At 63.2% G+C, this 23,086-nt stretch carries 23 protein-coding genes, 1 tRNA gene and 1 pseudogene; 16 read left to right on the top strand and 9 right to left on the bottom strand.

Annotation, left to right across the window (positions count from 1 at the left end; all coding sequences use genetic code 11):
• Window positions 1–12 precede the first annotated feature (12 nt).
• The 4 genes from B5D38_RS21300 to tal form a co-directional block, all read right to left on the bottom strand.
• Window positions 13–1,554: a sugar ABC transporter ATP-binding protein gene (locus B5D38_RS21300; protein WP_078710460.1), complete on the bottom strand. Its 1,542-nt coding sequence runs from the start codon at window positions 1,552–1,554 to the stop codon at window positions 13–15.
• Window positions 1,551–2,198 carry a DUF2291 domain-containing protein gene (locus B5D38_RS21295; RefSeq protein WP_078710459.1) on the bottom strand — a complete coding sequence of 216 codons (648 nt, stop codon included), beginning with the start codon at window positions 2,196–2,198 and terminating at the stop codon, window positions 1,551–1,553. Before B5D38_RS21295 ends, B5D38_RS21300 begins: the two co-directional genes overlap by 4 nt.
• Before the next feature lie 763 nt (window positions 2,199–2,961).
• Window positions 2,962–3,966: a sugar-binding transcriptional regulator gene (locus B5D38_RS21285; protein WP_078710457.1), complete on the bottom strand. Its 1,005-nt coding sequence runs from the start codon at window positions 3,964–3,966 to the stop codon at window positions 2,962–2,964.
• Window positions 3,967–4,175: 209 nt separating this feature from the next.
• The gene (gene tal, locus B5D38_RS21280; RefSeq protein ID WP_078710456.1) at window positions 4,176–5,135 is read right to left on the bottom strand and encodes a transaldolase; all 960 of its coding nucleotides are present in this window, start codon (window positions 5,133–5,135) and stop codon (window positions 4,176–4,178) included.
• 398 nt (window positions 5,136–5,533) lie between these two features.
• Between tal and B5D38_RS21275 the strand changes: the two genes are divergently transcribed.
• Together B5D38_RS21275 and B5D38_RS21270 are read left to right on the top strand one after the other, a co-directional pair.
• Window positions 5,534–5,610 (top strand) — tRNA-Met (locus B5D38_RS21275).
• A 10-nt stretch (window positions 5,611–5,620) separates the two neighbouring features.
• Window positions 5,621–5,839: pseudogene (locus B5D38_RS21270) on the top strand (helix-turn-helix domain-containing protein); the annotation flags it as partial.
• A gap of 266 nt (window positions 5,840–6,105) precedes the next feature.
• Here the strand turns inward: B5D38_RS21270 and B5D38_RS21265 are convergent.
• Entirely contained in the window at window positions 6,106–6,849 is a 744-nt protein-coding gene (locus B5D38_RS21265; protein ID WP_078710454.1) for an SDR family NAD(P)-dependent oxidoreductase, read from the bottom strand.
• Window positions 6,850–6,933: 84 nt separating this feature from the next.
• On the opposite strand from B5D38_RS21265, the gene B5D38_RS21260 reads away from it, so the two are divergent.
• The 3 genes from B5D38_RS21260 (at window position 6,934) to B5D38_RS21250 (ending at window position 9,780) form a co-directional block, all read left to right on the top strand.
• The gene (locus B5D38_RS21260) at window positions 6,934–7,497 is read left to right on the top strand and encodes a TetR/AcrR family transcriptional regulator (protein WP_116002897.1); all 564 of its coding nucleotides are present in this window, start codon (window positions 6,934–6,936) and stop codon (window positions 7,495–7,497) included.
• Window positions 7,498–7,691: 194 nt separating this feature from the next.
• Window positions 7,692–8,768 carry an NAD(P)H-dependent flavin oxidoreductase gene (locus B5D38_RS21255; RefSeq protein WP_078710452.1) on the top strand — a complete coding sequence of 359 codons (1,077 nt, stop codon included), beginning with the start codon at window positions 7,692–7,694 and terminating at the stop codon, window positions 8,766–8,768.
• A 517-nt stretch (window positions 8,769–9,285) separates the two neighbouring features.
• Window positions 9,286–9,780, top strand: a complete 495-nt coding sequence (locus B5D38_RS21250) for a cupin domain-containing protein (protein ID WP_078710451.1) — start codon at window positions 9,286–9,288, stop codon at window positions 9,778–9,780.
• 66 nt (window positions 9,781–9,846) lie between these two features.
• On the opposite strand, the gene B5D38_RS21245 is transcribed toward B5D38_RS21250, so the two are convergent.
• A complete protein-coding gene (locus B5D38_RS21245) occupies window positions 9,847–10,773 on the bottom strand; it encodes a LysR family transcriptional regulator (RefSeq protein WP_078710450.1) in 927 nt (308 codons plus the stop codon).
• 107 nt (window positions 10,774–10,880) lie between these two features.
• Window positions 10,881–11,420 carry an RBBP9/YdeN family alpha/beta hydrolase gene (locus B5D38_RS21240; RefSeq protein WP_078710468.1) on the bottom strand — a complete coding sequence of 180 codons (540 nt, stop codon included), beginning with the start codon at window positions 11,418–11,420 and terminating at the stop codon, window positions 10,881–10,883.
• Between the two features lie 257 nt (window positions 11,421–11,677).
• Between B5D38_RS21240 and B5D38_RS21235 the strand changes: the two genes are divergently transcribed.
• Window positions 11,678–12,265 carry a UbiX family flavin prenyltransferase gene (locus B5D38_RS21235; RefSeq protein WP_078710449.1) on the top strand — a complete coding sequence of 196 codons (588 nt, stop codon included), beginning with the start codon at window positions 11,678–11,680 and terminating at the stop codon, window positions 12,263–12,265.
• A gap of 56 nt (window positions 12,266–12,321) precedes the next feature.
• On the opposite strand, the gene B5D38_RS21230 is transcribed toward B5D38_RS21235, so the two are convergent.
• Both B5D38_RS21230 and B5D38_RS22110 read right to left on the bottom strand, forming a co-directional pair.
• Window positions 12,322–13,677 carry a DUF2778 domain-containing protein gene (locus B5D38_RS21230; RefSeq protein ID WP_078710448.1) on the bottom strand — a complete coding sequence of 452 codons (1,356 nt, stop codon included), beginning with the start codon at window positions 13,675–13,677 and terminating at the stop codon, window positions 12,322–12,324.
• 46 nt (window positions 13,678–13,723) lie between these two features.
• Entirely contained in the window at window positions 13,724–14,065 is a 342-nt protein-coding gene (locus B5D38_RS22110; protein ID WP_131829988.1) for a hypothetical protein, read from the bottom strand.
• A gap of 166 nt (window positions 14,066–14,231) precedes the next feature.
• On the opposite strand from B5D38_RS22110, the gene B5D38_RS21225 reads away from it, so the two are divergent.
• From B5D38_RS21225 to B5D38_RS21180, 10 genes are all read left to right on the top strand, one after another.
• On the top strand, window positions 14,232–15,623 hold the full coding sequence (locus tag B5D38_RS21225) for an amino acid permease (protein WP_078710447.1): 1,392 nt from the start codon (window positions 14,232–14,234) through the stop codon (window positions 15,621–15,623).
• A gap of 33 nt (window positions 15,624–15,656) precedes the next feature.
• Window positions 15,657–16,031 carry a RidA family protein gene (locus B5D38_RS21220; protein ID WP_116002895.1) on the top strand — a complete coding sequence of 125 codons (375 nt, stop codon included), beginning with the start codon at window positions 15,657–15,659 and terminating at the stop codon, window positions 16,029–16,031.
• Between the two features lie 259 nt (window positions 16,032–16,290).
• On the top strand, window positions 16,291–16,761 hold the full coding sequence (locus B5D38_RS21215; RefSeq protein WP_078710445.1) for a hypothetical protein: 471 nt from the start codon (window positions 16,291–16,293) through the stop codon (window positions 16,759–16,761).
• A 10-nt stretch (window positions 16,762–16,771) separates the two neighbouring features.
• Window positions 16,772–17,491: a MotA/TolQ/ExbB proton channel family protein gene (locus B5D38_RS21210; protein WP_078710444.1), complete on the top strand. Its 720-nt coding sequence runs from the start codon at window positions 16,772–16,774 to the stop codon at window positions 17,489–17,491.
• The gene (locus B5D38_RS21205; protein WP_078710443.1) at window positions 17,481–17,858 is read left to right on the top strand and encodes an ExbD/TolR family protein; all 378 of its coding nucleotides are present in this window, start codon (window positions 17,481–17,483) and stop codon (window positions 17,856–17,858) included. Before B5D38_RS21210 ends, B5D38_RS21205 begins: the two co-directional genes overlap by 11 nt.
• 18 nt (window positions 17,859–17,876) lie before the next feature.
• Window positions 17,877–18,284, top strand: coding sequence for an ExbD/TolR family protein (locus B5D38_RS21200; RefSeq protein ID WP_078710442.1), 408 nt, complete (start codon window positions 17,877–17,879; stop codon window positions 18,282–18,284).
• On the top strand, window positions 18,281–19,183 hold the full coding sequence (locus B5D38_RS21195) for an energy transducer TonB family protein (protein WP_078710441.1): 903 nt from the start codon (window positions 18,281–18,283) through the stop codon (window positions 19,181–19,183). Before B5D38_RS21200 ends, B5D38_RS21195 begins: the two co-directional genes overlap by 4 nt.
• Before the next feature lie 18 nt (window positions 19,184–19,201).
• A complete protein-coding gene (locus B5D38_RS21190; protein ID WP_078710440.1) occupies window positions 19,202–20,077 on the top strand; it encodes a helix-turn-helix domain-containing protein in 876 nt (291 codons plus the stop codon).
• A 159-nt stretch (window positions 20,078–20,236) separates the two neighbouring features.
• Complete coding sequence (locus B5D38_RS21185; protein WP_078710439.1) at window positions 20,237–22,456, top strand: TonB-dependent siderophore receptor; 2,220 nt, start codon at window positions 20,237–20,239, stop codon at window positions 22,454–22,456.
• Between the two features lie 308 nt (window positions 22,457–22,764).
• Window positions 22,765–23,086 (top strand): sulfite exporter TauE/SafE family protein (locus B5D38_RS21180; RefSeq protein ID WP_131829987.1); only part of this gene is annotated, 322 nt, incomplete at its 3' end.

Genomic DNA, 23,086 nt, shown 5'->3' with positions numbered 1-23,086 from the left:
TATCGAATTCTGTCAGGCAGCCACGGCCTCGCCCGAGGCGGCCATGATCTGTTCCTTGGTGACGTCAGAGGTGAATTCGGCCGAGATCCGGCCGCGATGGAACACGATGATCCGGTGCGCGATGGCGAGGCATTCGTTGACTTCGGAAGTCGTGTAGACGACGGCGAGGCCCCGTTGAGCTCCCTCGCTCAGCAGGCGAAAGACTTCGGACTTCGCCCCGACATCGATGCCTCGGCTGGGCTCATCGAGAAGCACTACGGAGGGATTGGTCGTCAGCATCTTGCCGATGACCACCTTCTGCTGATTGCCGCCGGAGAGCGAACCGATTGCCGCCTGCCCGCCGTCGGTCTTGATGCGCACGTCGACGATCGCCTTGCCGATCAGGCCCTGCTCGCGGGATCGAGAGGTGAAGAGACCTCTGGTAAAGGCGCCGATGCTGGCGAGCGACAGGTTTTGACCCACCGTCATCGTCTGGACCAGCCCGTCACGCTGGCGGTCTTCCGGCACCAACACGAGGCCACGCTGAATGCGTTGGCCGATCGTGAGACCCGTGACATCCTGCCCGCGCAGGAAGATCTTGCCACCGAGCGCCGAAATCCGGCCCGCGATGCATTCCAGGAATTCGGTGCGCCCGGCACCCATCAGCCCGTAGATGCACACGATCTCGCCGGCCCGGACGCTGAGCGACACGCGGTCGATGGCCGCGCGCTCCGCGTTCAGCGCGTCAGGCACACTGAGGTGGTCGACGAAGAGGGCAACCTCGCCAATTTCATGGCCTGTCGGAGGCGAACCGAGATCGTAATTGTCGCCCACCATGTTGCGGACGATCCACTCCAGGCTGATCTCCGAACGCTTGCCACGCGCTGTCACCGTCCCGTCGCGCAGCACCACGGCGTGGTCCGTGATCTGCAGCGCCTCTTCGAGGTGGTGGGAAATGTAGACGATGGAGACTCCCCGGCTCTTGAGGTCGTGAATGACCTTGAAGAGAACCTCGACTTCGGTCGCGCTCAACGCCGACGTCGGCTCGTCCATGATCAGGATGCGCGAGTTGATGGACAGGGCGCGCGCGATTTCCACGATCTGCTGCTGGCCGAGCCGGAGATCCTCGACCAGCGTCAGAGGGTCGATGTCCTCCTCGAGGTCGGCCATCAGAAGCCGTGTCTGGCGCTCCTCCTCGGCATAATCGACGCCGGTGATCGTCTGGATCTCGCGCCCCATGAAGATGTTGTCGCGCACGGACAGGTTCGGTGCGAGGCTCAGTTCCTGATGGATGATGGAGATACCCAGCGCACGGGCGTCTGACGCCGACTGGAAGGAGACGGTTTGGCCCTCGAGCACGATTTCGCCGGAGGTGGGCCGAAAGACGCCCGAAAGCACTTTCATCAAAGTCGACTTGCCGGCACCGTTCTCGCCGAACAATGTCGTCACCTGTCCGCGATGGACATCGAAGTTTACGCGCTTCAAAGCGTGAACGTTGCCCCACGACTTCGAAACGTCGCGGGCGGACAGGACGACCTCGCCGATCGTTCCGGTGGAAATGGGGGACTGGCTCATTCGACGCTCATCCTGACCGGCGTCACGAGCCAGTTCTTCGGATTGATCAACTTGAAGACGCCGACAACGGAAACGGTCTTTCCTGTCAGGTTGCTGTTGTCGATGTTCGCGAGAACATCAGCCTTCAGGACGTTATTCAGTCCGGCGCCGGCATTCTGGTACTCGATCTGGTTTGTGAACTGGCCGAAGGTGATGGTGCCCGTCGCATCCCGTATGTCGGTTCCTGTGATCGCCGGTCCCGTCTGAACCCGGATCTGAACGCCTGCGGGCATGCCTTCGACATTGATCACGTAAATGCCGGATTTTCCTTCGCCGGCGACGCCGGTGAACTTGACGGGAATGACCGGGCCTACTCCGGCCGGAACGCCGTACTGCTTGCCCGCAGCGGCCTTGTCCGCGGCGATCGCCTCAGCCAATTGCGGCGCCTCGACCGCGCGACTCGCGATGTCGGCCTGGATTTCTGGAAAATGCTGGGTGCCGAACTTCTCGGGAGAGAAGACGTCTTCCCTTACGTCCTCGTCCGAGCCGATCCATACGACCTTGGTGTCCAGCGCCATCGCGGCGATCGCGACGACGATCACGCCGCAAATGACAAGGCGCAATGGCCCGCTTCCATGCTGCGATCTGAGGACCTGGGATGCCATTGTGACCTCTGGGATTTGCGCCGGACGCCGGCACCGGATGTCGCGTCAGCGCTGGATATTTGGCTTCAGGCGAAGGGTAGGAGGGCGTCGGGCGCCCGTTCAGGCCGAGCGGCCGAACGCGAGCGACACCGTGCCGTATCGAGGCATGAGTGCCCGATCTGATGTTGAAATAGCGATCATAAGAACGCTCATGCGAGCATCATGCTTCGTCGTGCACGAGAGGTGGTCGCGATGCGGCATTTTTCCTCCTCCGCAGCCTTTCGGTCGTTCCTCCCGCCCAAAAAGCCGCTTTCACGCCGAATTCAGCCGATCGAACCGGCGTGTTAATTCCGCGTTATGTGGTGTTCTATGTTTGTTAGATATGCGGTCGCATGTCAATTGGCAGGCGTGAATCTAGTTCATTTATTCGCAGGCTGTTCATATGCACTAGAGGCGGCGAGGTTCCAGCCAACGATAAAGGTCGAGCGCGAGCCGCTGATCGAGGACGACCGTCTCGCTCGGCAGGTAGGGAGGGGCTTCTTCCGGCAGGCCGTCTGCCGCAAAGTGCGCAAGCGGAAGGCGCGGTTGCCTCTCAGGCAATCGCGATGACCGAAAGCGCAGTGACGACATGGGTCATGCGTTCGCTGTGACGCTGCGGAATGATGTCGGTTCTATCGTCTTTGGCAGAAGGGGCGGTTCATCTTCGCCGGTGTTGGTAGGACACAGTGCTCGGCCACTGCGTCATACGATCGCAGCGGCGGGGCCACCCATGCCCTGGGTTCCGTCACGCCCCACGCATCGCCTCGTCCAGGGCAAGGATGCCGTGGACGTTGGAGAGGGATGTTGCGATCACATCCACTGCGCCGGTCCGCAGAGCGGCAAGGATTGCCAGCATTTTCGTGGGTTCGCTGGCCACCGCGATCACGCGGGGAATGCGGCGCAGGTCGTCGAGCCTCAGCCCGATGACGCGTCCGCCAAGAAGCTCGTTACGCTCATTGCCGTCTATATCGAAGAAGTCGTAGCCCATGAGATCGCCGACGACGCCTGATGCCCGCGCCTCGAGAATCTCGTCGCGCCGAAACCAGCCCATCCTCATCATATGGCTTTCCTCGCCGAGGTCGCCGACGCCGATCAGCGCGAAGTCTGCCCGCGTCGCCAGGTCGAAGGTCTGCTTCACCGTCTGGTTCTGAAGGAGGGAATCGCGCAGCGCATGATCGGGAACGAAGGCCGGGGCATAGAGGGTCTCCGGAACGCCACCGAACCGACGCGCGAGCTTGCGGCAGATATGATCGGCATTGCCCGGTTCGCCTGCCTTGGATGCGCCACCCGTACCGCAGACGAAGGTGCCGAGGCGCAGGACGGCAAGTCCCTGGGTGTCGGCCACCGCCGCGACGTTGCGCCCCATGCCCACGGCCACCACCGCGCCGTCGTACAGCGTTTGCTCGAAATAGTCCGCGACCAGGACCGCCACTTCTCGCCGTTGTTTCTCTTCGTCCCGATGGTCGATGGCGATGAGCGCGGTTTCAATGCCGAATCGCTCCTTGAGACGCGCCTCAAGATCTCGCGCGACGGAGCGATGTAGGCGAATGCGGACGTCAACAATGCCCTCGTCGCGCGCCTGGCGCAGCAGACGGCTGACCTTGATACGCGAAAGCCCCAGCTCCTCGGCGATTTCTGCCTGTGTTGCCTCGCCTTCGTAATAGCGCCGCGCAACCTGGATGAGGAGATCGAACTCGGCGGTGGCATCAGCGCGCTCGTTGGGCACATCGTTTTTCTGAATCGTCGACATCCCCGGTCCCGCCATGAATTTCGCGCCTGGCGCACGACGTTGATCGCGCAACTGTTCAGGAAAACGTTAGAACGACCATCTGAACGAATGCAAGGGAACCGCGGCGCAAAAGCTCGCTACCCTGGCCGCCCGGCGTCAGTCTCGTTCACCGCTCCTGGCAGAGGCCGGCAGCGGCCGCCGGCCTCTGGATCTTGACTTGAAGTGGCGCCCTAGGCGGTGCGACCGAACCGCTTCTGCAGGACCTGCTCGAGCGCTTGCGTGTCCTTGGCGAACTGCCGAATGCCCTCTCCGAGCTTCTCGTGAGACATGGCATCGTCATTGAGCATGAATCGCGCCCGAGGCTCGGAAAGATCAAGGCGCTCGACCTTCTGCGGCGCCGTCGCGCCGAGGATGCGCGGCACATCGCCTTCGCTGCCGCGCAGTTCTTCCAGAAGCTGAGGGCTGATGGTCAATCGGTCGCAGCCGGCAAGGCCGAGAATCTGGTCGGTGTTGCGGAAGGAGGCGCCCATCACCACGGTCTTATAGTCGAAGGCCTTGAAGTAATTGTAGATCTCGCGCACCGAGCGGACGCCTGGATCGTCGTCGGCGTTGGTGACGGTGGTGCCGTGCGCCTTGTACCAGTCGGTGATACGGCCGACGAAGGGGGAGATGAGGAAGACGCCGGCTTCCGCGCAGAGAGCAGCCTGAACCAGGCTGAAGATGAGCGTGAGGTTGGTGGCGATGCCCTTGTTCTTAAGCTCTGCCGCTGCTTTGACACCCTCCCACGTCGCCGCGATCTTGATCAGGATGCGCGCTGGATCGACGCCGGCCTCGCGGTAAAGAGCAATGATGCGCTCCGCCCGCGCCACCGTGCCCTCGACGTCGAAGGAGAGGCGCGCATCCACTTCGGTCGAAACATAGCCGGGAACGATGCGGGTGAGTTCAGCGCCGAAGTTGACCGCGACTTTGTCGAGGGCGAGGTCCAGTCGGTCATCTCCTCGACCGTTCTTGGCGGCATAACTCACCGCTTCGTCGATAAGATGGGCGTAATCTGCCTTGCCAGCCGCTTTTAGTATCAGGCTTGGATTGGTCGTGCAGTCTTCCGCTCCGAGTGCCTTGATGGCGGAGATATCGCCTGTGTCGGCGACAATTACGGTGTGCCGCGCCAATCCTGTCAGCTTGTCGGTCATGTGGGTGTCTCCCTCTGTCGTCCGCCCGGTCGGGGCGCGAGCAACTGGATATAGGCGCGCGCCCCTCGGCTGCTGCCTGTAACGACAATTTTCTGGCGCGTGACGGTTCGCTCGCGGCGGAAACCCCAATTTCTCCGACCGTGCATCCGTTTATGAACATTAAATCAATGATCAATCAAATGATCAAGGGGAAAGGCGTGTCATGCGGCAGATAAGAGGAGGTATGCTGGTTTGATGGCGTTTTTGGGCCGGAATTCAGTGTGCCTGGACAGGCTATTTGATCTAATTATGAAAATATGAACAAGTGGCGGAGCCGGTGGAGAAACGCGCAAAGGGGGCTATTCATGTCCGTCCCTCTCGCTTATATCGACGCAACCGGACGCATCGTCCGGCCATAGCGCGGGGTGGAGCAGCCCGGTAGCTCGTCAGGCTCATAACCTGAAGGTCGCAGGTTCAAATCCTGCCCCCGCAACCATCGCCGGTTCAAGGCGATCTCGGCTATGACGCCGATGCAATATCAGAAGCAGCTTCGTCTGCTCGAAGCAAGACGGCTGATCCTGAGCGAGAACGCGAGGATCGAGGCGGCCGCTCACGCCACCGGATATGAGAGTGCTTCGCAGCTCAGTCGGGAGTATCCCCGGATGTTTGGCATCCCGCCCAGGCGCGATGCCGCGCATAACCGTGACATTGCCGGGTGGGCGTGACTGTCGAGCCTTGGCAGTCACTCCTGGCCGTCAGAAATAATCCGGCCCAGCATGATCAAAAAAAGTCTGCCATCCCAGTGGTCTCTTCGCTCAGGAGAGCCGCTGCGAAGTCGGAAATACAAGGCGCTAATTTGATAAATTGGGGCGCCCTGCGTCCGAATGGACGCATGGCGCTCCTATGCCACGTTGGCAATATTCAAGGGGCCCGGTGACCAAACCCAGTGAGATGCATACAGATTGGCGATCGACCGGATCGAAATCGCACGTCAAACAGCCACGAAGCCACCATCGACGAGTAGCTCTTCACCGCCGACAAAGCTGCTTTCCTCCGACGCAAGAAAAAGCACCGCTTTTGCGATCTCCGCCGTCTCGGCAAGCCGCCCAAATGGAATGACCTGCTGCATCCAGGCCTCGGCACCTTCGTTGTTGCCGAAGTAGGTCGCCATCGCCGGTGTCAGGACCATGCCCGGGGACATTACGTTCACCCGAATCCCGCGATCCTTCAGGTCAATGGTCCAGCCGCGCGCAAGGGATCGGATCGCAGCCTTGGTTGCGCTGTAAATCGACAGGTTCGCAAAACCTTTCTGCCCCGCGCCGGACCCTGCCAGCACGATGGATCCACCTGACGACATCAGGGGCAGCGCCTTTTGTACAGTAAAGACCATGCCCTTCACGTTGATGGCGAAAAGACGGTCGAAATGCTCCTCGTCGATATCGTCCAAGGAGGCCTGTTCGGAAATCCCGGCATTGGCGAAGACCACGTCGACATGGCCGTCCTCCCGCTCGATCTGGGTATAAAGCCGGTCGAGGTCGGCAGCTTTCGCCACGTCGCCCTGGACCCCCTTCACGCCATTGCCGATCGCAGCCACCGCCGCATCAAGGCGGCCCTGATCGCGTCCCGTGATGTAGACCTGTGCGCCTTCACTGGCAAAGCTGCGCGCCGTGGACAGCCCAATCCCGTCCGTTCCGCCCGTCACGACCACGACCTTGTCTGCAAATCGGCGTGTCATCAGCGTATCCCTTCATAAGTGGAGCGTTGCTCCGCTTATCTATATGGAGTATCGCTCCACTTATCAAGACAGGAAGCGATGACCTTGGCTGACGACACACATCTGCGCGCGGACGCACAGCAGAACCGGGACAAGATTCTCGCCGCTGCCGAGGAGATTTTTCTCGACCGAGGGGCAATGGTGTCGATGAACGAAGTCGCGAGGCACGCTGGCGTGGGCATCGGGACACTTTACCGGCGGTTTCCGACACGCGAAGACCTGTTGGCCGAGGCCTATAGCGCCCGTTTCGTGGCTTTTGCGGAGGAGATGCAGGCGCGCGCCAGGCAAGCTGATGCTGTTTCGGTGCTGCGTAGCTACCTCGAGCAGCTCGTGCGCCACACGATCGTCTACCGAGGCTTCGCCGCTACGCTGGGGATTGTGCTGAAGACGGGCACGCGGGGATGTATCGCCACCACCAATGTCGGGCAGCAGCTGTTGCAATCTGCGCAAGACAGCGGATGCGTGCGGGCTGATGTCACTTTCGACGACCTGGTGTGTGTCGCCATGGCGATCTCTCTATCGGTCGAGCAGAATGAAAATGCACACTCCCGCATCACACATCTCGTTTGCGTCTTCACAAACGGTATCGTTGTCGGATCACCCGTTTGAGATCGCAACCCGCGTCAGTGGGATGTAACGCGTATTGCCGCCATGCTTATCGCATCGGTACAGACCTGGTGACGTGCCCCCAGGCATTCGGACCGCTCTGAGCTGGAATTTCCCAATCATGATCCCGTGATCGGGACGAGGAGAATTCCATGAAGAAGTCGAAGTTCACCCCTGCTGCATAGCGAGGAGTAAAAATGCTGAACAATCTTGGAGTTAGGCTGCCGATCGTTCAGGCGCCCATGGCGGGTGTTTCTACCCCGGCGCTTGCCGCAGAAGTGTCAAATGCCGGCGCATTAGGCTCCATTGGCGTAGGCTCCAGTGACGCCAGCGGTGCCAGAAGAATGATCGAGGAGCTGCAGGCGCGGACGGAGCGCGCTTTCAACGTGAATGTCTTCGCGCACGGCGCTGCGAAAACCGATGTGGAGCGCGAAGCCGCTTGGCTCGAATGGCTGACGCCCCTGTTCGCCGAGTTCGGTGCCGAATGTCCGAAGGAGCTGCGCACGATCTACAAGAGCTTCATCGATGACCCAGATATGCTGGCCGTGTTGCTTGAGAAAAAGCCCGCTGTTGTCAGTCTGCATTTCGGTCTGCCGTCGGAAGAAGCCGTCCGTGCTCTGAAAGCTGCCGGGATCACACTGTTTGCGACTGCGACCAGCCTCGACGAAGCGCGCAAGATTGAAGCGGCCGGTATCGATATTATTGTCGCGCAAGGCATCGAGGCTGGTGGACATCGCGGCATATTCGATCCGGCCGGAGCTGATGACGGCCTTGGCACTTTTGCTCTCACGCGGTTGCTCGTTCGAGAGAGGGGAGTGCCGGTGATTTCCGCTGGCGGCATCATGGACGGCTCGGGTGTCGCTGCCGCTCTTGATCTCGGCGCTGTGGCGGCCCAACTCGGAACTGCCTTTATTTCCTGCCCTGAATCGGCTGCCGATGAGGCATATCGCAACGCGCTGAACGGACCCGGCAGCTATCATACGCGCCTCACCACTCTGATCTCTGGTCGGCCGGCCCGTGCGCTCGCAAATCGATTCACCGCGCTGCAAGACACGCTGGGCGGCCGGTTGCCCCCGGACTACCCGATTGCCTACGATGCGGGGAAGGCATTGCATGCAGCCGCGAAGGCGAAAGGCGAATACGGATTCGCCGCACATTGGGCCGGTCAAGGGGCACCCCTTTCCCGGGCGATTGCGGCGGCTGAACTCGTTGCCAGGTTGGATCTGGAGCTAGCCGAAGCCAGAAACCGAGTTGCTGATAACCTACCACTATGAATCCCCAAAACTTTGACCGCTGTGTTTCGACATGCAAAGCCGGACGCCGATAAGTGATGAACCTTCCGCACGGATTGCAAATCTCGATCCTGATCCGTTCCTGATGCCCGGCAATTGCGAGCGGTTTTGACGGGTGGATCGCCCCCCGGCGCGGCGCAAGGGGCCGGTGACACTCGTCCGGGACGGTTTCCCCGACCTTCTCTCCACATCGTTCCTCCGTTGCGTGCAGACCCGGTGATCTCCCCGGCCGATGAGGCTTTCGCGGATGGCCTCGTAGATCGCCTGCTGAATTTCTCTGCCCAAAGTCCCCGGCAGCCTTGACGCGTAAGCTCCCGCGTTGCGCGGCCTTCCATTCAGGAGACCTCGACGCGAGAGGAATAGAACGATCCGCACTTCTGCGATGCCTGCGGGAATGTTGGCTGAGGGCGCCTCCGCATGGAGTGAGATCCGCTCATTTGCTTTCGCCGCCGATCGCGGGCCTTCTGTCGTGACGGGTGAAACCAGCGGAGAAGGGCCAATGCATCCCATGGTCAGCCTTCGCGATTTGGCGCTCCAGACACAGTCGCATGGCGAGAATTACGAGGCGCGCCTGGCCGCCGTGGCGGCGCCGCTTGGCGCGAGGCTGCTGGGTGCGCGCTATGTTGAGCTTCCGCCGGGCAAGAAAGCCTGGCCCTGCCACTGCCACCACGCCAATGACGAACTCTTCGTCATTCTGTCGGGGAAGGGCGTCCTGAGATATGGTGGCGCGGAACACGGCGTCGTCGCCGGCGACGTGGTCGTCTGCCCCGCCGGCGGCGTCGAGACGGCCCATCAACTGCGGGCCGAAGGAGAGGCGCCGCTCCGCTATCTGGCGGTCAGCACCATGAACGAGCCCGACGTCATGGAATATCCCGACAGCGGAAAGGTGGTCGTATTTGCCGGCTCCCCGCCAGGGGGCGACAAGGCGGCTCGGCGCCTGGATCTGGCCGTGAAGAAAAGCGCCGGCGTCGCCTATTGGGAGGGGGAAGACTGACGTTGATCGGGAAAGGTCGTTCGGTGTTCCCAGAAAATCGACGGACAGGCCATCTGCGGGGCAAGATCAGGGATGCGCGAATTGATCGAACGGAACCGTCTTGGCGGCTTCCGCCAGCATCCAGCAGCGGACGTTTCTGACGCGCCGGTCGCGCTCCAGCGCCGGAGGATAGCAAAGATAGTATGCGGCGTTCGATGAAACGTGGTGTTTCATGATCGGGCTGAGCCTGCCGGCCGCGATATCGTACGCCGCGATCTCGATCCCCGCGAAGGTGATGCCAGCGCCATCGATCGCCGCCTTGAGGCCGAGGCCGGACGAATCGACGATGGTCATCGCGGCGGGCTTGATGGGGCCGCCCGGCAGCGTCTCGTTCCACCGCCTGAAATCCTCGCGCCGATGCTGGGAAAGAAACAGGTTTGCTCCGGAAATGGCCCCGCGGACATCGGTTTCGTCCCGTGTTCGCCAGTCGGCGGCGCGGGCGAGCAAGGTCACGTTCTCATCGAACAGGCGCTCGGAAAGAACGCCGGCCCATTGACCGGACCCGTGGCGCACGGCGGCATCCGCGACGCCGGCGTTGAGATCGACAGCGGTCTGGGTCGTCGAGATCAGAAGTTCGAAGCCCGACTTCGCGAACGGATAAGAAGCCATCCGGGGGGACAGCCAATGGACGGCGAAGGTCTGCAGCATGGACAGGCGCAACGGCCCGAGCTTGCGATCCTTCGTTACCGTTCCGACCGCTTCGATGATCCGCGCGAAGCCGATGGTCAGGTCCGGGGCAAGCTGTCGCCCCGTCTCGGTCAGTTCCAGGCGCGGCCCGGCGCGGCGCATCAACTCGACCCCGAGCATATCCTCGAGAGTTCGGAGCTGATGGCTGACGGCAGAGGGCGTGACGCCGATTTCCTCGGCCGCGTCCTTGATGGACATATGGCGCGCGGCGGCCTCGAAGGCCCGCAAGGCGTTCAGGGGAACGGCAAGGCGCGACGCTTCGGCCATGTCACCTCCGATGTGCCCTTGGCTGCGTCCGCGAGGCTCATCCAATCCCAAATCATCAGGAGCGCCACGGCGCTCGCAAAGGCCGATACGATCGAAGAGGAGCTATATCATAGCCGCAATCCGGCGCGGAATGCCTTGAGGAGCATACGGCCTTGATCCCAGCCTCCGAGGCCGCTGGCGCCGTTGATATGTCCGTGGGCGCCGATCTCCACGAGGCCGGCACTCCAGTCGCGGGCGCATCGCCTGGCATAGTCCGGCGAGGCATAGGGATCGTCGGAACTCGCGACGATCAGCGCGGCAAACGGCAACGCTCGGCGGGGCGGGTTTGCGAAGCTGGCCGCTTCCGCCGGAAATTCGGAGGAAGCGGGATCAGGCACCGCGACGAGAAACGCTCCTTTTACGCGAGCTGCGACCCTGGCCGCTGCATGGGCGACAAGCAGACAGGCAAGACTGTGCGCGACGAGAACGGGTGGTGACTTCGCGGCGTCGATTGCGGCCTCCAGCGCCCCTTGCCAATCGGCGAGGTCGGGCCGGTCCCAATTGGCCGGCCGGAAACGGGCGAAGGAAGGATCCGCGGCCTCCCATTGGCTCTGCCAATGTGTTTTGTCGGAGCCGCCAATGCCGGGAAGCGTAACAAAAGTCGTCATCGTGTCGCCTCCAAATGCATGAAAGTTTTCATGCCTGATCGTGCTGGTGGTTCTTGTGACGGCCATTCGGTCGGACTCGGAAGACCGTGGCGATCATAGGACTTCGTGGACGGCGGAAAATTGAAGGTGTCTCAGTCGACCCTCAATATTTCTCATGCCGTCCGCGCCGCGTTGATCGTCTCCCCGCTCTGTGCTTCATGGGGCGGCGCCGGAGCGGGATGGCCGCGTCCGATACGAGGTTCCGTCGGGAGTGAAGGATGAGTGACGTGCGCAAGAAGCGCCTCGTCGTCGGCATTACCGGCGCCAGCGGTTCGATCCTTGCACTCGATCTGCTGCGGCAGTTGAAACGGCTTCCAGAGTGGGAGAGCCATGTGGTGGTCAGCGCCGGCGGCCTGCTGACCATGCGTCACGAAGTGCCCGGCCGGGACGCCGAGCTTTCTGAGCTGGCGGACGTGCTCTATCGCGATGACGATCTCGGCGCGGCAATTGCCAGCGGCAGCTTCCCGGTCGATGGCATGGTCGTCGTGCCATGCAGCATGAAGAGCGTCGCCGGCATTCATTCCGGCTATGCGGAGAATCTTCTGCTGCGCGCGGCCGACGTCGCGATCAAGGAACGGAGAACGCTGGTCCTGGTGGCCCGGGAAACGCCCTTGTCGGCGATCCATCTGCGCAATCTCTCCGAACTCGCCAATCTCGGCGTCGTCGTCCTGCCGCCGGTCATGACCTTCTACAACGCACCGCAAGGGCCAGAAGAGATGGTGCGCCATATCACCGGCAAGATCCTCGACCTCTTCGGCGAGACGGCGGAAGGCTATCGTCGCTGGGGGCCCGCGCCAGCGCGGTGAGCCTCGTCCTCGCAATGGCGGCCGGGAGAGGGGGGCGGATGTCCCGCCCATCTCCCTTATCTGGCCGCGACGTAGGTCGGCAGGTCGTCCATGGTCTTGACGACGATCATCTTCTTGATCTTGCCGCGCTTGAAGGCTTCCAGGAAGCGCGGGTAGTTGTTGAAGACCACGCAGCCGTTGGACTGGGACCGGCTTCCCCCGCCGACATACATATAGGGGTGGGCGAGCAACCCGTCGCGATTGAACTTCTTCCTGCCGTCGGCCGGCAGAAGGCGGATGGCCTCCGCGCCATGGAAGCGGCCGCGCCGCATTTGCAGATTGTAGACGTTGGGCGGCGTCGGACCACGGTTCTTCTGGTCGACGTAGCGCGGATTGTCCTTCATGTGGCCAAGGCCGGAATGGGCCTCGAGCCGCGTACCGTCAGGCATGTGAACGGTGGCAGAGGAAATATCGTAGACGGCGACGCTCTCGCCGACATCGGCCAGGGACGACTTCGAACCGCCGCCCAAAATCTTGCTGAAGAAGCCGCCGATGCCGCCATTGTCCTCGGCGGCAGCGCCTGCGTCGGGCCGCGCGTAGGCCAGCGCTGGAGCGGGAGCGGGACGGGATGCCGGCGGTTGTTGCCGCGCGGCGGCGGGCGGCGATTGTGGCTCCAAGCTGGCGAGCTGGGTTTCTTGCCGCTGCGGCGGATTGGGACGCCGCGTCGGCACCGCGACCGCGTCGAGCTCTTCCTCCACCTGCGGCACCTGCATCGCTATCGCCTGTTCGGCCGCGGCGAGCGCCCGGAACGAAGGATGGGGAATGGAGCCGGTCGGCAGGGGAGGTGCACTCTCGCCGTCATCCGCGGCCACATCGGCGCCCGGCCGTAGCGGCTCGCCGGATTCCAGAGAGGCCATTTGAGGCGCCATCACCGGCTCAGGCTGCGGTAGCGGCGCCGATACGGGCAGGGCGAGCGCAATGGAAGAGCCATCGGCGCCTTCGTCGCGCCGCGCAACGGCATCCGTTGCCGCGATCATCTCGCCTGGTTGCGCGGCATCCTGCACCGCCTTCACGGCCGCCACACGCAGGGCTTCCCTTGCGCGTTCAGTGGCCGCGGCGCTGAACCTGTGCGTCACACGGCCGCCTCGCTCGGCGGGGCTTTCGCCCATGGCAAGTACGGTCGAGCCGTGAAAGACGCGAGACCCACGATCTTCCTCGAGAATTCGCCCGCTCGGCGCCGATCTGGAAAGGGCGATGGAAGCCGCCGCCGGCGTCTGGACCGGTTGGTCGAGGGCCGCGACAGAAGAAGGCTCCGCGCCGTCGGAGTGCTGCGAAGTCTCGACCGAGGAAGGCTGCGCAAGGAACAGAAACCCTATTCCCATGGCCGTGGTGGATGCCAAAAGGGCGAGGCCGGCCCAAACGGCATGGCGCATCGTCCCTCTCGTTGAGCGCTGCCCGCGCCCATCGAGCAACGCCGCATCAATACTTGCCGTGGTCAATCGCTTCCCCAATGCGATGCGAGTGAATCAAGATCATCGTCGTGATGCTTCGGGTGGCCCTGCCTGCCCCGAGATGCCGATCGATTGCCCCCATCATCGGCGAAACTTGGTAACTAAATTCTTTAAGCGAAATTATGACGTCGATTTCAAGTGGTGGCATCGGCTCAGGAACGATATCGGAAAGCTGCTCGAAATCTGACGAAAAACATTTGCGGATCAATGCGCTGGAGCGATACCGGACAAGAAGGCCGCTTTCCCGGCTAAGGAAGTCAGGTGCGACCCTCGCCCTTCGCTGCAGGGAGCCGGTAAAGCCGAGCGCCATTGCTGTGAATGAACCGGCGGAGCGGCCTCGAGCGCAGCCTTTCCGAGTTGATCGCGATGGGGCTCGGCGCGTAATACGGCTTCGGCATGATCGCTCCCATTGCCTGCATGGCCTTCAGCTCTGTCCTGGAGGGGTCGGCGGAGCGGGCTCCAGGAGGGGAACGGCTATGTCCACGCCAAAAGGCGGACAACTGCAAAGAGGGCTCAAGAACCGGCACATCCAGATGATCGCCCTCGGCGGGGCGATCGGCACCGGGCTCTTCTACGGGTCGGCGGAATCCATTCGGCTCGTCGGTCCGGGAATCATCCTGTCCTATCTCATCGGCGGTGCGGTGATGTATCTCATCATGCGCATGCTCGGCGAAATGTCCGCCGAAGAGCCGGTGGCGGGCGCTTTCAGCCACTTCGCCTACAAGTACTGGGGCGAGTTTCCGGGCTTTCTTGCCGGCTGGAACTACTGGTTTCTCTATATCCTGGTGTCCATGGCGGAGCTGACAGTCGTCGGCATCTATGTCGCCTACTGGCTGCCCGAGTTCCCGCACTGGGCGACCTCGTTGATCGTGCTCACCTCCATTACCCTGATCAACCTCGTCAACGTGCGCTTCTACGGCGAGCTGGAGTTCTGGTTCGCGCTGGTGAAGGTGCTGGCGGTCATCGGCATGATCGTCCTCGGTCTCGCGCTGATCTTTCTCGGGCTCGGCGGGCCGGCGACCGGCTTCGACAATCTGTGGACCCATGACGGCTTCCTGCCGAACGGCGTCTGGGGCCTGCTCCTGTCGCTCGTGGTCGTGATGTTCTCCTTTGGGGGAACCGAACTGATCGGCATCGCTGCCGGCGAGGCGGACGATCCACGCCGGAGCATCCCGCGCGCCGTCAAGCAGGTGATGTGGCGGATCCTGCTATTCTACATCGGCTCGCTCACGGTGATGATGATCATCTTTCCCTGGAACGAGGTCGGCACGGAGGGCAGCCCCTTCGTCACCATCTTCTCCAGGCTCGGCATCGGCTCGGCCGCGAACATCCTGAACTTCGTGGTGCTGACGGCGGCGATCTCGGTCTACAACAGCGGGATCTATTCCAACGGACGCATGCTCTACAGCCTCGCTGCCCAGGGAAATGCGCCGAAGATCTTCATGACGCTCGGCGGCAACAAGGTGCCCTATGTCGCGATCCTCTTCTCCTCTGCCTGCACCCTGGCGGCGGTCGTCATCAATTACGTCATCCCCGAAGGCGCCTTCATGCAGGTGATGGCCTTGGCCACGACGGCCGCGACGATCACCTGGGGAATGATCATGCTGGTCCATCTGAGGTTCCGCCGGGCTCACGCCGGCAAGGTCTCGCAGCTTGCTTTCCCGGCGCCGTTCTTTCCTTACGCCAACTATGCGTGCGTCGCCTTCATGGTGCTGATCGTCGTCATGATGACCCAGTTGGACAGCATGAGGAACGCCGTTTATGTGCTGCCGGTCTGGCTGGCCGTGCTCTATGTCGGCTTCAGGGTGAAACTTCGGGCGGGAGGCTCGGCCGAGTCTTCGACGCTGCAGCAAGAACGGGCGCATTGAGAGGCGGCCGATCCAAGGGAAAATGAAATGGACATGAACATCATCGCATCGAGCCAGGCACCGAAGGCCATCGGCCCCTATTCCCAGGCTGTCGCGGTCGGCGATTGGCTTTTCACCTCCGGCCAGATTCCGCTCGATCTCGAGGGTAACATCGTCGGCAGCGACATTGAGGCGCAGGCGAGGCAGGTCTTCGCCAACCTGAAGGCGGTGCTCGCCGAGGCCGGCACCTCCCTCGACCGGGTGGTGAAGGCGACGGTGTTTCTTGCCGACCTCAAGGACTTCGAAGGCCTCAACAAGGTCTACGCCGCCGAGTTCGGCAGCCATGCGCCGGCCCGCTCCTGCTTCGAAGTGAGTCGCCTGCCGCGCGACGTGAAGGTCGAGATCGAACTGGTGGTCAGCCTGCGCTGATCCGCCCGGAAAGGGCGGCGCGTCTCATCGACGAGGCGCTTTGATTATTCTTGGAGAAGGGCGGTACCCGCGCGGCGCCGCCCTTTTTCGTTCGCGGTCCGCCCCGTCGTTCCATGCCTTCGGCGGGCCGTGGACATTCCGGCTCGATGCTCCTTGCATCCCATCACAGCCTATGTCATTTCACCCTCATAAACATGACTATAAATATCATGTTTAGAATCGTTATGAGGTATTTCGCCCGTTCTGCCTGGATACGCCCATGTTTCCCAAGTTGCTGCACCCTCTTTCCGCCGTCGCGGCGCTGCTCCTGTCCATTGCCGCCCATGCCGAGGGCCAAGGTCAGACCGTGCAAGACCAGACCGCACAAGGTAGGGCGAATGCGCCCGTCTTCAGGCTCGAGCTCAACGGGGCGGCTCCTGAAGGCGATGCCTGCCGGCTGACCTTCGTCGCCACCAACGACCTCGGCGCGACGCTGGAGGCGAGCGGCTTCGAGATGGTGCTGTTCGACGCCAAGGGCATGGTCGACCGCATGACGGTGTTCGACTTCGGCAGGATGCCGCGCGGCAAGACGCTGGTGAAACGCTTCGACGTGCCGAAGACCGACTGCGCCGGCTTGTCGCGCATCCTGGTCAACGGGGCGGCGCGCTGCGAGGGCGAGGGCATCGATGCCCGGACCTGCGGCGATGCCCTGGCCACGGGCAACAAGACCGAGCTGGCTTTCAGCAAGTAGGGGTGGAGAGATGTCCCTGTCGAATGTTCTCGAGCCCGCCCGCTCGATCATCGATCTCGGTGGTCCGATCGTCGCGATCCTCGCCGTCATGTCGGTGCTGTCGCTGGCGGTGATCCTCGTCAAGCTCTTCGGCTTCTGGACGGCGAGGATCGGCCACACGCGCCGCGCCACCCAGGCGATCGAGATGGCCTCCGGTGGCGACATCGAGAAGGCGCGCGATTATGCCTCGCGCGGCCGCAGCGGGGCGGCAGTGGCCGTTTCGTTGGCGCTGTCGATGATCGCAGAGGGGCGGTTCAACAAGGCCGAGATCGAGGAAGAGGTGTCGCGCTTCGCCCTCGACCATCTTCATCGCAATCAGTTCGGCTTCCGCTTTCTTGATACCGTCGTCCAGCTCTCGCCGTTGCTCGGGCTGTTTGGCACCGTGCTCGGCATGATCGAGGCGTTCCAGAAGCTTCAGGGCGCGGGCAACGCGGTCGATCCCTCGGCGCTGGCCGGAGGCATCTGGGTGGCGCTTTTGACCACCGCCGTCGGCCTCGCGGTCGCCATGCCGGTTTCGATCGTGCTGACCTATCTCGAATCCCGGCTGGAGAACGACCGGGTGGCGATCGAGACCACCGTGTCGGCATTGCTGTCTCCTCGCACGGCGCCGGTGTCGCTGACGGCGGCGCGCCGTCCACATGCGCCGGTCGTCACGCTTGCGACGCGGGACGAGCGCTCTCATGCGCATTGAGTCCCCCGTCCGGCGCAGGCGGCGTCTGTCGATGACGTCGCTCATCGACGTCATCTTCCTGCTCCTGCTGTTTTTCATGCTGTCGTCGACCTTCTCGCGCTTTGCCGAGATTCCGCTCGGCGCGGCGGGGGCCGGCGGCAGCGGCGGCAATGTGCCGGACATCTTCGCGACCATCGCCGAGGATGGTGTGCGCATCAACGGCGAGGCGGCGGAACCGACGGTGATCGCGGAACGGCTTCGCGCCCTCTCCGAAGCCGGCGCAAAGTCCGCGACCGTTCTCGCGCGCGAGGGCGCGACGTCGCAGATGCTGGTGGACGTTCTGGAGAAATTCCGCGCCGCCGGCATCGACGTCGGTCTCGCGCGGTAGGGCTTCAGGAGGGGCGCCATGTCCAGGCTGACGACGAGGCCGATGCCGAAACGCCAGGGCGATAGCACCATCGCTCTCATCAACATCGTGTTCTTGATGCTGATCTTCTTCCTGATCGCGGGCACCCTGGCGCCGCCCGTCGACAAGGAACTCGATCCCGTCACGACCGAGGATTCTCTGCCTTCGCGGCCACCGGATGCTCTTGCACTCGACGCGGAGGGAGCGTTCACCTGGCGCGGCCAGCCGATCTCCGTCGAGGAGATCGCCGGCGCGAAAGCCGAGCTGGGGCTGGAGGGGCCGTTGCGCCTGATCGTCGACAAGAGCTTGCCGGCGCCGCTTCTCATCGAGCGCATCAGCGCCTTGCGCGCGGCGGGTCTTCCCGACCTCGTCCTGGTGACGGAGCGCCGGACGGAGCCAGCGCGGTGAGCCGCGCGGGATGGACCATCGCGCTCCTTGCCTCCGTCGCGGTTCACCTCGGCGGGCTCATGAGCCTTGGCGACGCCTCGCAAGGCGCGATGGAGGAGGGCGGCAGCGTCGGCTCGATCGCCGTGGCCGGTGACAGCTTCGCCGATGCGGTATCGATCGGCGAAGTCACCGACCTTTCGGAAATCACGCAGCCTGCCGAGGCGAGCGAGACCGAAATCGCGGCCGTCGAGGACAGGGTGACGGCGCCGCCGCCCGATGCCAGCAGTTCCGAGGTCGCACCGGTCGAGCGCGCGAAGGAGACCGCCGAAGTCGCTCCACCGGATTCGGACATGCCGGCTACGCCTGAGGCCGTCGCTCCCGCCGAGGTTCAGTCCGAAATGGTTCCCATCACGGAAGCGGTTGAAGCGGCCTCCGTCGAGCCGACCGAGCGCGTGGCGGAAGTTGTGGACGCGCCGCTCCCGACGCCAAGGCCCAAAGTTGCGTCGGCGCCGCGCCGCGTGGAGAAGGCTGCTCCACGGCCGACACCGACGCGGGAGAAAAAAAGCGCGGGACGCGGCGGCCGGTCTCAGGCCGATGCCCGCAAGGCAAGCGCGGCGAGCGCCGCGAGCCGGCCGTCTCAGGCGGGAAACGCCGCAGTCTCGAACTATCCCGGCCAGGTCGCCCGCAAGCTGCGGCGGTCCGTTTCCGCGCCACGGGGCGCCGAGGGAACGGCGATCGTCGCGTTCACGGTGATGGCCGACGGCGGCGTCAGCGGCGTGCGCCTCGTCCGGGGTTCCGGTTCGTCGGGTGGCGATCGCGCCGCGCTCGCGGCAGTACGGCGAGCCGCGCCGTTTCCGCCCATTCCGGCGGGAGCCGGGCGGCGGAGCTGGAATTTTCAGGTGCCGATCCGTTTCGAATGAGGCTTCGGACCACGAGCGATGCGCTATGTTCCCGCGATGGAGGCAGAGACAGTCGGTTTCAGGCCGATCGGGAGCCTGCGCACCCGCTCGTTCGCGGAAGCGGCGGTCGACGTCTGGGACGTCGAGTGCAGCGCCGCCGCCCATGGCCGCTACCTTTCTCCCGATCCGCGTCTTTTCGTGACGCTTGGGCAGGGCGAATGCGTCTTCGAGATGGAGAAGGGCAGCGTCAGCGCGCGGCATGAAGGTGTTTGCTTCTCCTTCATTCCGGCCAGAACATTCCTGACGGGGAGGGTCGCCGGCGCGGGCCGCCTCAGCCATCTCGACGTCCATTTCTCCGAGCGCTTTGTCTTGCAGCAGCTTGATCCGGCACTCCGGACGGCGCGGCTCGGCGTTCCGCGCCTCGCGGTCCGGGACGATCTCGCCGCCGTTCTGGTGGATACCCTTCTCGCCGATGCCCACGACGGCAAAACGCCCGCCGATATCTATGGCGAGGTGCTGGTGCGGGCTCTTCTTTGGCGCATTCTTGGCGGCTTCAAACAGGGAACCTCCGCGGTGTCCCGCCTCAGCGCGCCGGCGCTGGCCCGCGTCATCGTTCACATGGATCGAGAATGCTTCTCGCCGTTTCGCCTGGTTCATCTCGCCCGCCTCGCCGAGATGAGCGAGAGCCGCTTCGGCCAGGCGTTTCGTGCCACCACCGGCATCACACCGATGAGATGGCATATGAGCCGACGCGTCGCGCGCCTTCAGCACATGCTGCTCGAAGGCGACCGTTCGCTCACGGAACTCGCCCATTTGGCCGGCTTCGCCGACCACGCCCATCTGACGCGTAGCTTCAAGGCGCTGGTCGGCCTGCCGCCGACGCAGTGGCTGCGCCGCGCGCTTGCCACAGTGTGACCGTTCTGCATCAGGAGACCCACTTCGGCTCCCCAAGTCGAGAACCGATCCAGGGAGGAGAGATCGTTCAAGACAGTCCGTAAAAGTGGAATTAGCAAATCCACTTATTAGGGTGCCGGGAGTTGTCTGTGCCGCGCGCCGGGACGAGAGGGAACGATCATGAAGCGCCACCGCCTCGACAGGGGGATTCTTGCCGCGAGCGTCTGTCTGGCGGCTCTGGGCGCGGGAGCGGCAAGGGCTCAGACGGCGACCGTGCTCGATACCATCGTCGTTGACGCCGAGGTGGCCGGAGCGGACACGGGCCGGCAGGGCGCCTCGGGCGACGGCGCCGCGACCGGAATGATCGATCCCGGCCTCGCACCGGTCCAGGGCTATGTCGCCAAGCGCACACAGACCGGCATGAAGACGGCAACGCCGCTGAACGAGATCCCGCAGGCGGTGTCGGTGGTCGGGCGCGAGGAGATTGAGGCGCGCGGCGCGGAGAAGGTGGACGAGGCGCTTCGCTATACCGCCGGCGTATTCGCCCAGCCCTTCGGCACCGACAGCGATACCGACTGGTACTTCATCCGCGGCTTTCAGGCGACGACCACGGGCGACTATCTCGATGGCCTCCAGATCCCGTCCTATGCGTTCGGCGACATCTATGTCGATGCGTTTGGCCTGGAGCGCGTCGAGGTGCTGAAGGGGCCGGCGTCGGTTCTTTACGGCGGCTCGAACCCCGGCGGCATCGTCAATTCGATCAGCAAGCGCCCGACGGGCGAGCGGTTGCGATACACGGAAACCGGCGTCAACGACGCCGGCACGGCCTATTTCGGCTTCGACTTCGGCGATCGCCTCGATGACGTTCAGTCGTGGCGCGTCGACGGCAAGGTCCAGGGCGGGCGCGGATACAGCGACTTCGAGGACGGATGGCGGGGCTTCATCGCGCCGAGCTACACCTGGCGGCGCGACGAAGAGAACAGCTTCACGGTGCTCGCCAACTACACCCATATCGACGAAGTCCATAATGGCGGCTCGTTCCTGCCCTATGTCGGCACCGTCGTTCCGGCTTCCTCCGGCTATATCGGCCGCGACGCCAATTTCACCGAGCCCGCGCTCGACTACTACGAGCGCGATCAGATCTCCGTTGGCTATGAGGCGGAGATCGGCCTTGCCGATCGCTGGTCCTACAAGTCCAGCGCGCGCCTGGCCTATGCCGATATCGGCGAGCATAACCTCTATCCCGACGGCTTTGACGCCTCCGACCCCACGATGCTGAACCGGGTGAACTTCAGGCATCACACCAGGGTCACGAACCTTCTTTCCGACAACCGGATCGAGGGCGGGTTCGCAACCGGCGCCATCGACCACCAACTGCTCCTCGGCGTCGAGGCGAAGTCCTATTGGATCGATCAGGTCCAGGAGAGCGGCATCTTCGGGACGACGACCCCGATCAGCGCCTTCGATCCCGTCTACGGCGTCTTCCAGCCCGACCCGGTGAGCTATCTCAATCAGGAGTTGTCGCAGAAGCAGGCCGGCATCTACGCGCAGGATCAACTGCGCTTCGGCGGCGGCTTCATCGTCACGCTCAACGGGCGCTACGACCACGTCTGGACCGAGAGCGACGATGGCCCGACCTATTATTCTCCGGCGCAGGATGCCCACGAAGAGACGGACTCCGGCGCCTGGTCGGGGCGTGCCGGCATCGCCTATGAGTTTGAGAACGGCCTGACGCCCTATGTCAGCGTCGCGAGCTTCTTCAATCCGGTGATCGGCACGGACGCGAATGGCGCCTTCTTCGAGCCGGAGGATGGCGAGCAGTACGAGGTCGGCCTGAAGTACGAGCCGACCTTCGTCGACGGCTCGCTGACGTTTTCGCTCTTCGATCTCACACGCCGCAACGTAGCGGTGACCGATCCGAACGACATCTTCAACCAGGTTCAGCGCGGCGAGGTTCGCTCGCGCGGCATCGAGGTCGAAGGCAAGGTGAACCTCCTGTCGAACCTGGCCTTGACCGGGGCCTTCACCGCCTTCGACCTCGAGATCACCGAGGATGCCGACGCGGCGTTGATCGGCAAGCGGCCGACCATCGTGCCGGAAGTCCAGGCCTCGGCCTGGCTCGACTACACGGTGCGCGGCGCCGGTTGGATCGATGGCGCCACGCTCGGTGCGGGCGTGCGCTACCAGGGCGAAACCTATGCCGATGCGGCCAACACGCTGAAGGTCCCTGATGCGACGCTCCTCGACCTCAAGGTCGGCTACGAGAAGGACGATTGGGGTGTCCGGCTGAACGTCGATAACGTCTTCGACAAGCGCTATGTGGCCAGCTGCCAGACGGCCAACGTCTGCTCCTATGGCGAGGGCCGGTCTTTCCAGGTTTCCCTTCACAAGTCCTGGTAAGCCGGGCGCTCAAAGTTTGATCATGAAGGGCCGGGGGCATCTTGCTCCCGGCCCTTTGTGCATGGACTTTGCGATACGATTGCGCCGGCCTGATTCTCGATCAGCTCGTCCCAAGCATCGGATGTCCGGCATCTCCTTGCTCGGTCATTTGAGCAGGATGCTCTAAGCGAAAAAGGAGAAAAGCCGGCTTGAGCCGGAAGTGGGACTGTATTGAAGTTGTTTTAGAGCTTTTCCGAATATCACTTTCTCGCAGGGCATCCCCGAGACCACACCAAGCGTTGACGTGCGCGTCGCGACGGAGCTTACCCTTGACCCTTTATCTTCCGATCGCCGAGATGTCGGTGAATGTGTTCGTGATCGTCGGGATGGGTGCGGCGGTCGGGTTCTTGTCTGGGATGTTTGGGGTTGGGGGCGGATTTTTGATCACGCCGCTGTTGATCTTCTACAACATCCCGCCGGCGGTGGCGGTGGCCACCGGCGCCAACCAGGTGATCGCGGCCTCGTTCTCCGGGGCGCTGGCGCACTACCGGCGCGGCACGGTGGACCTGAAGCTCGGCACGATGCTCCTGGTCGGCGGCGGCATCGGCTCCTTTGTCGGCGTCTGGGTGTTCACCCTGCTGCGGCGCCTCG

Source organism: Consotaella salsifontis, from assembly GCF_900167365.1.
Taxonomy (GTDB): Bacteria; Pseudomonadota; Alphaproteobacteria; order Rhizobiales; family Rhizobiaceae; genus Consotaella; species Consotaella salsifontis.
Note: the sequence above shows the minus strand (reverse complement) of the source record. Positions and strands in the feature narration are given on the sequence as shown.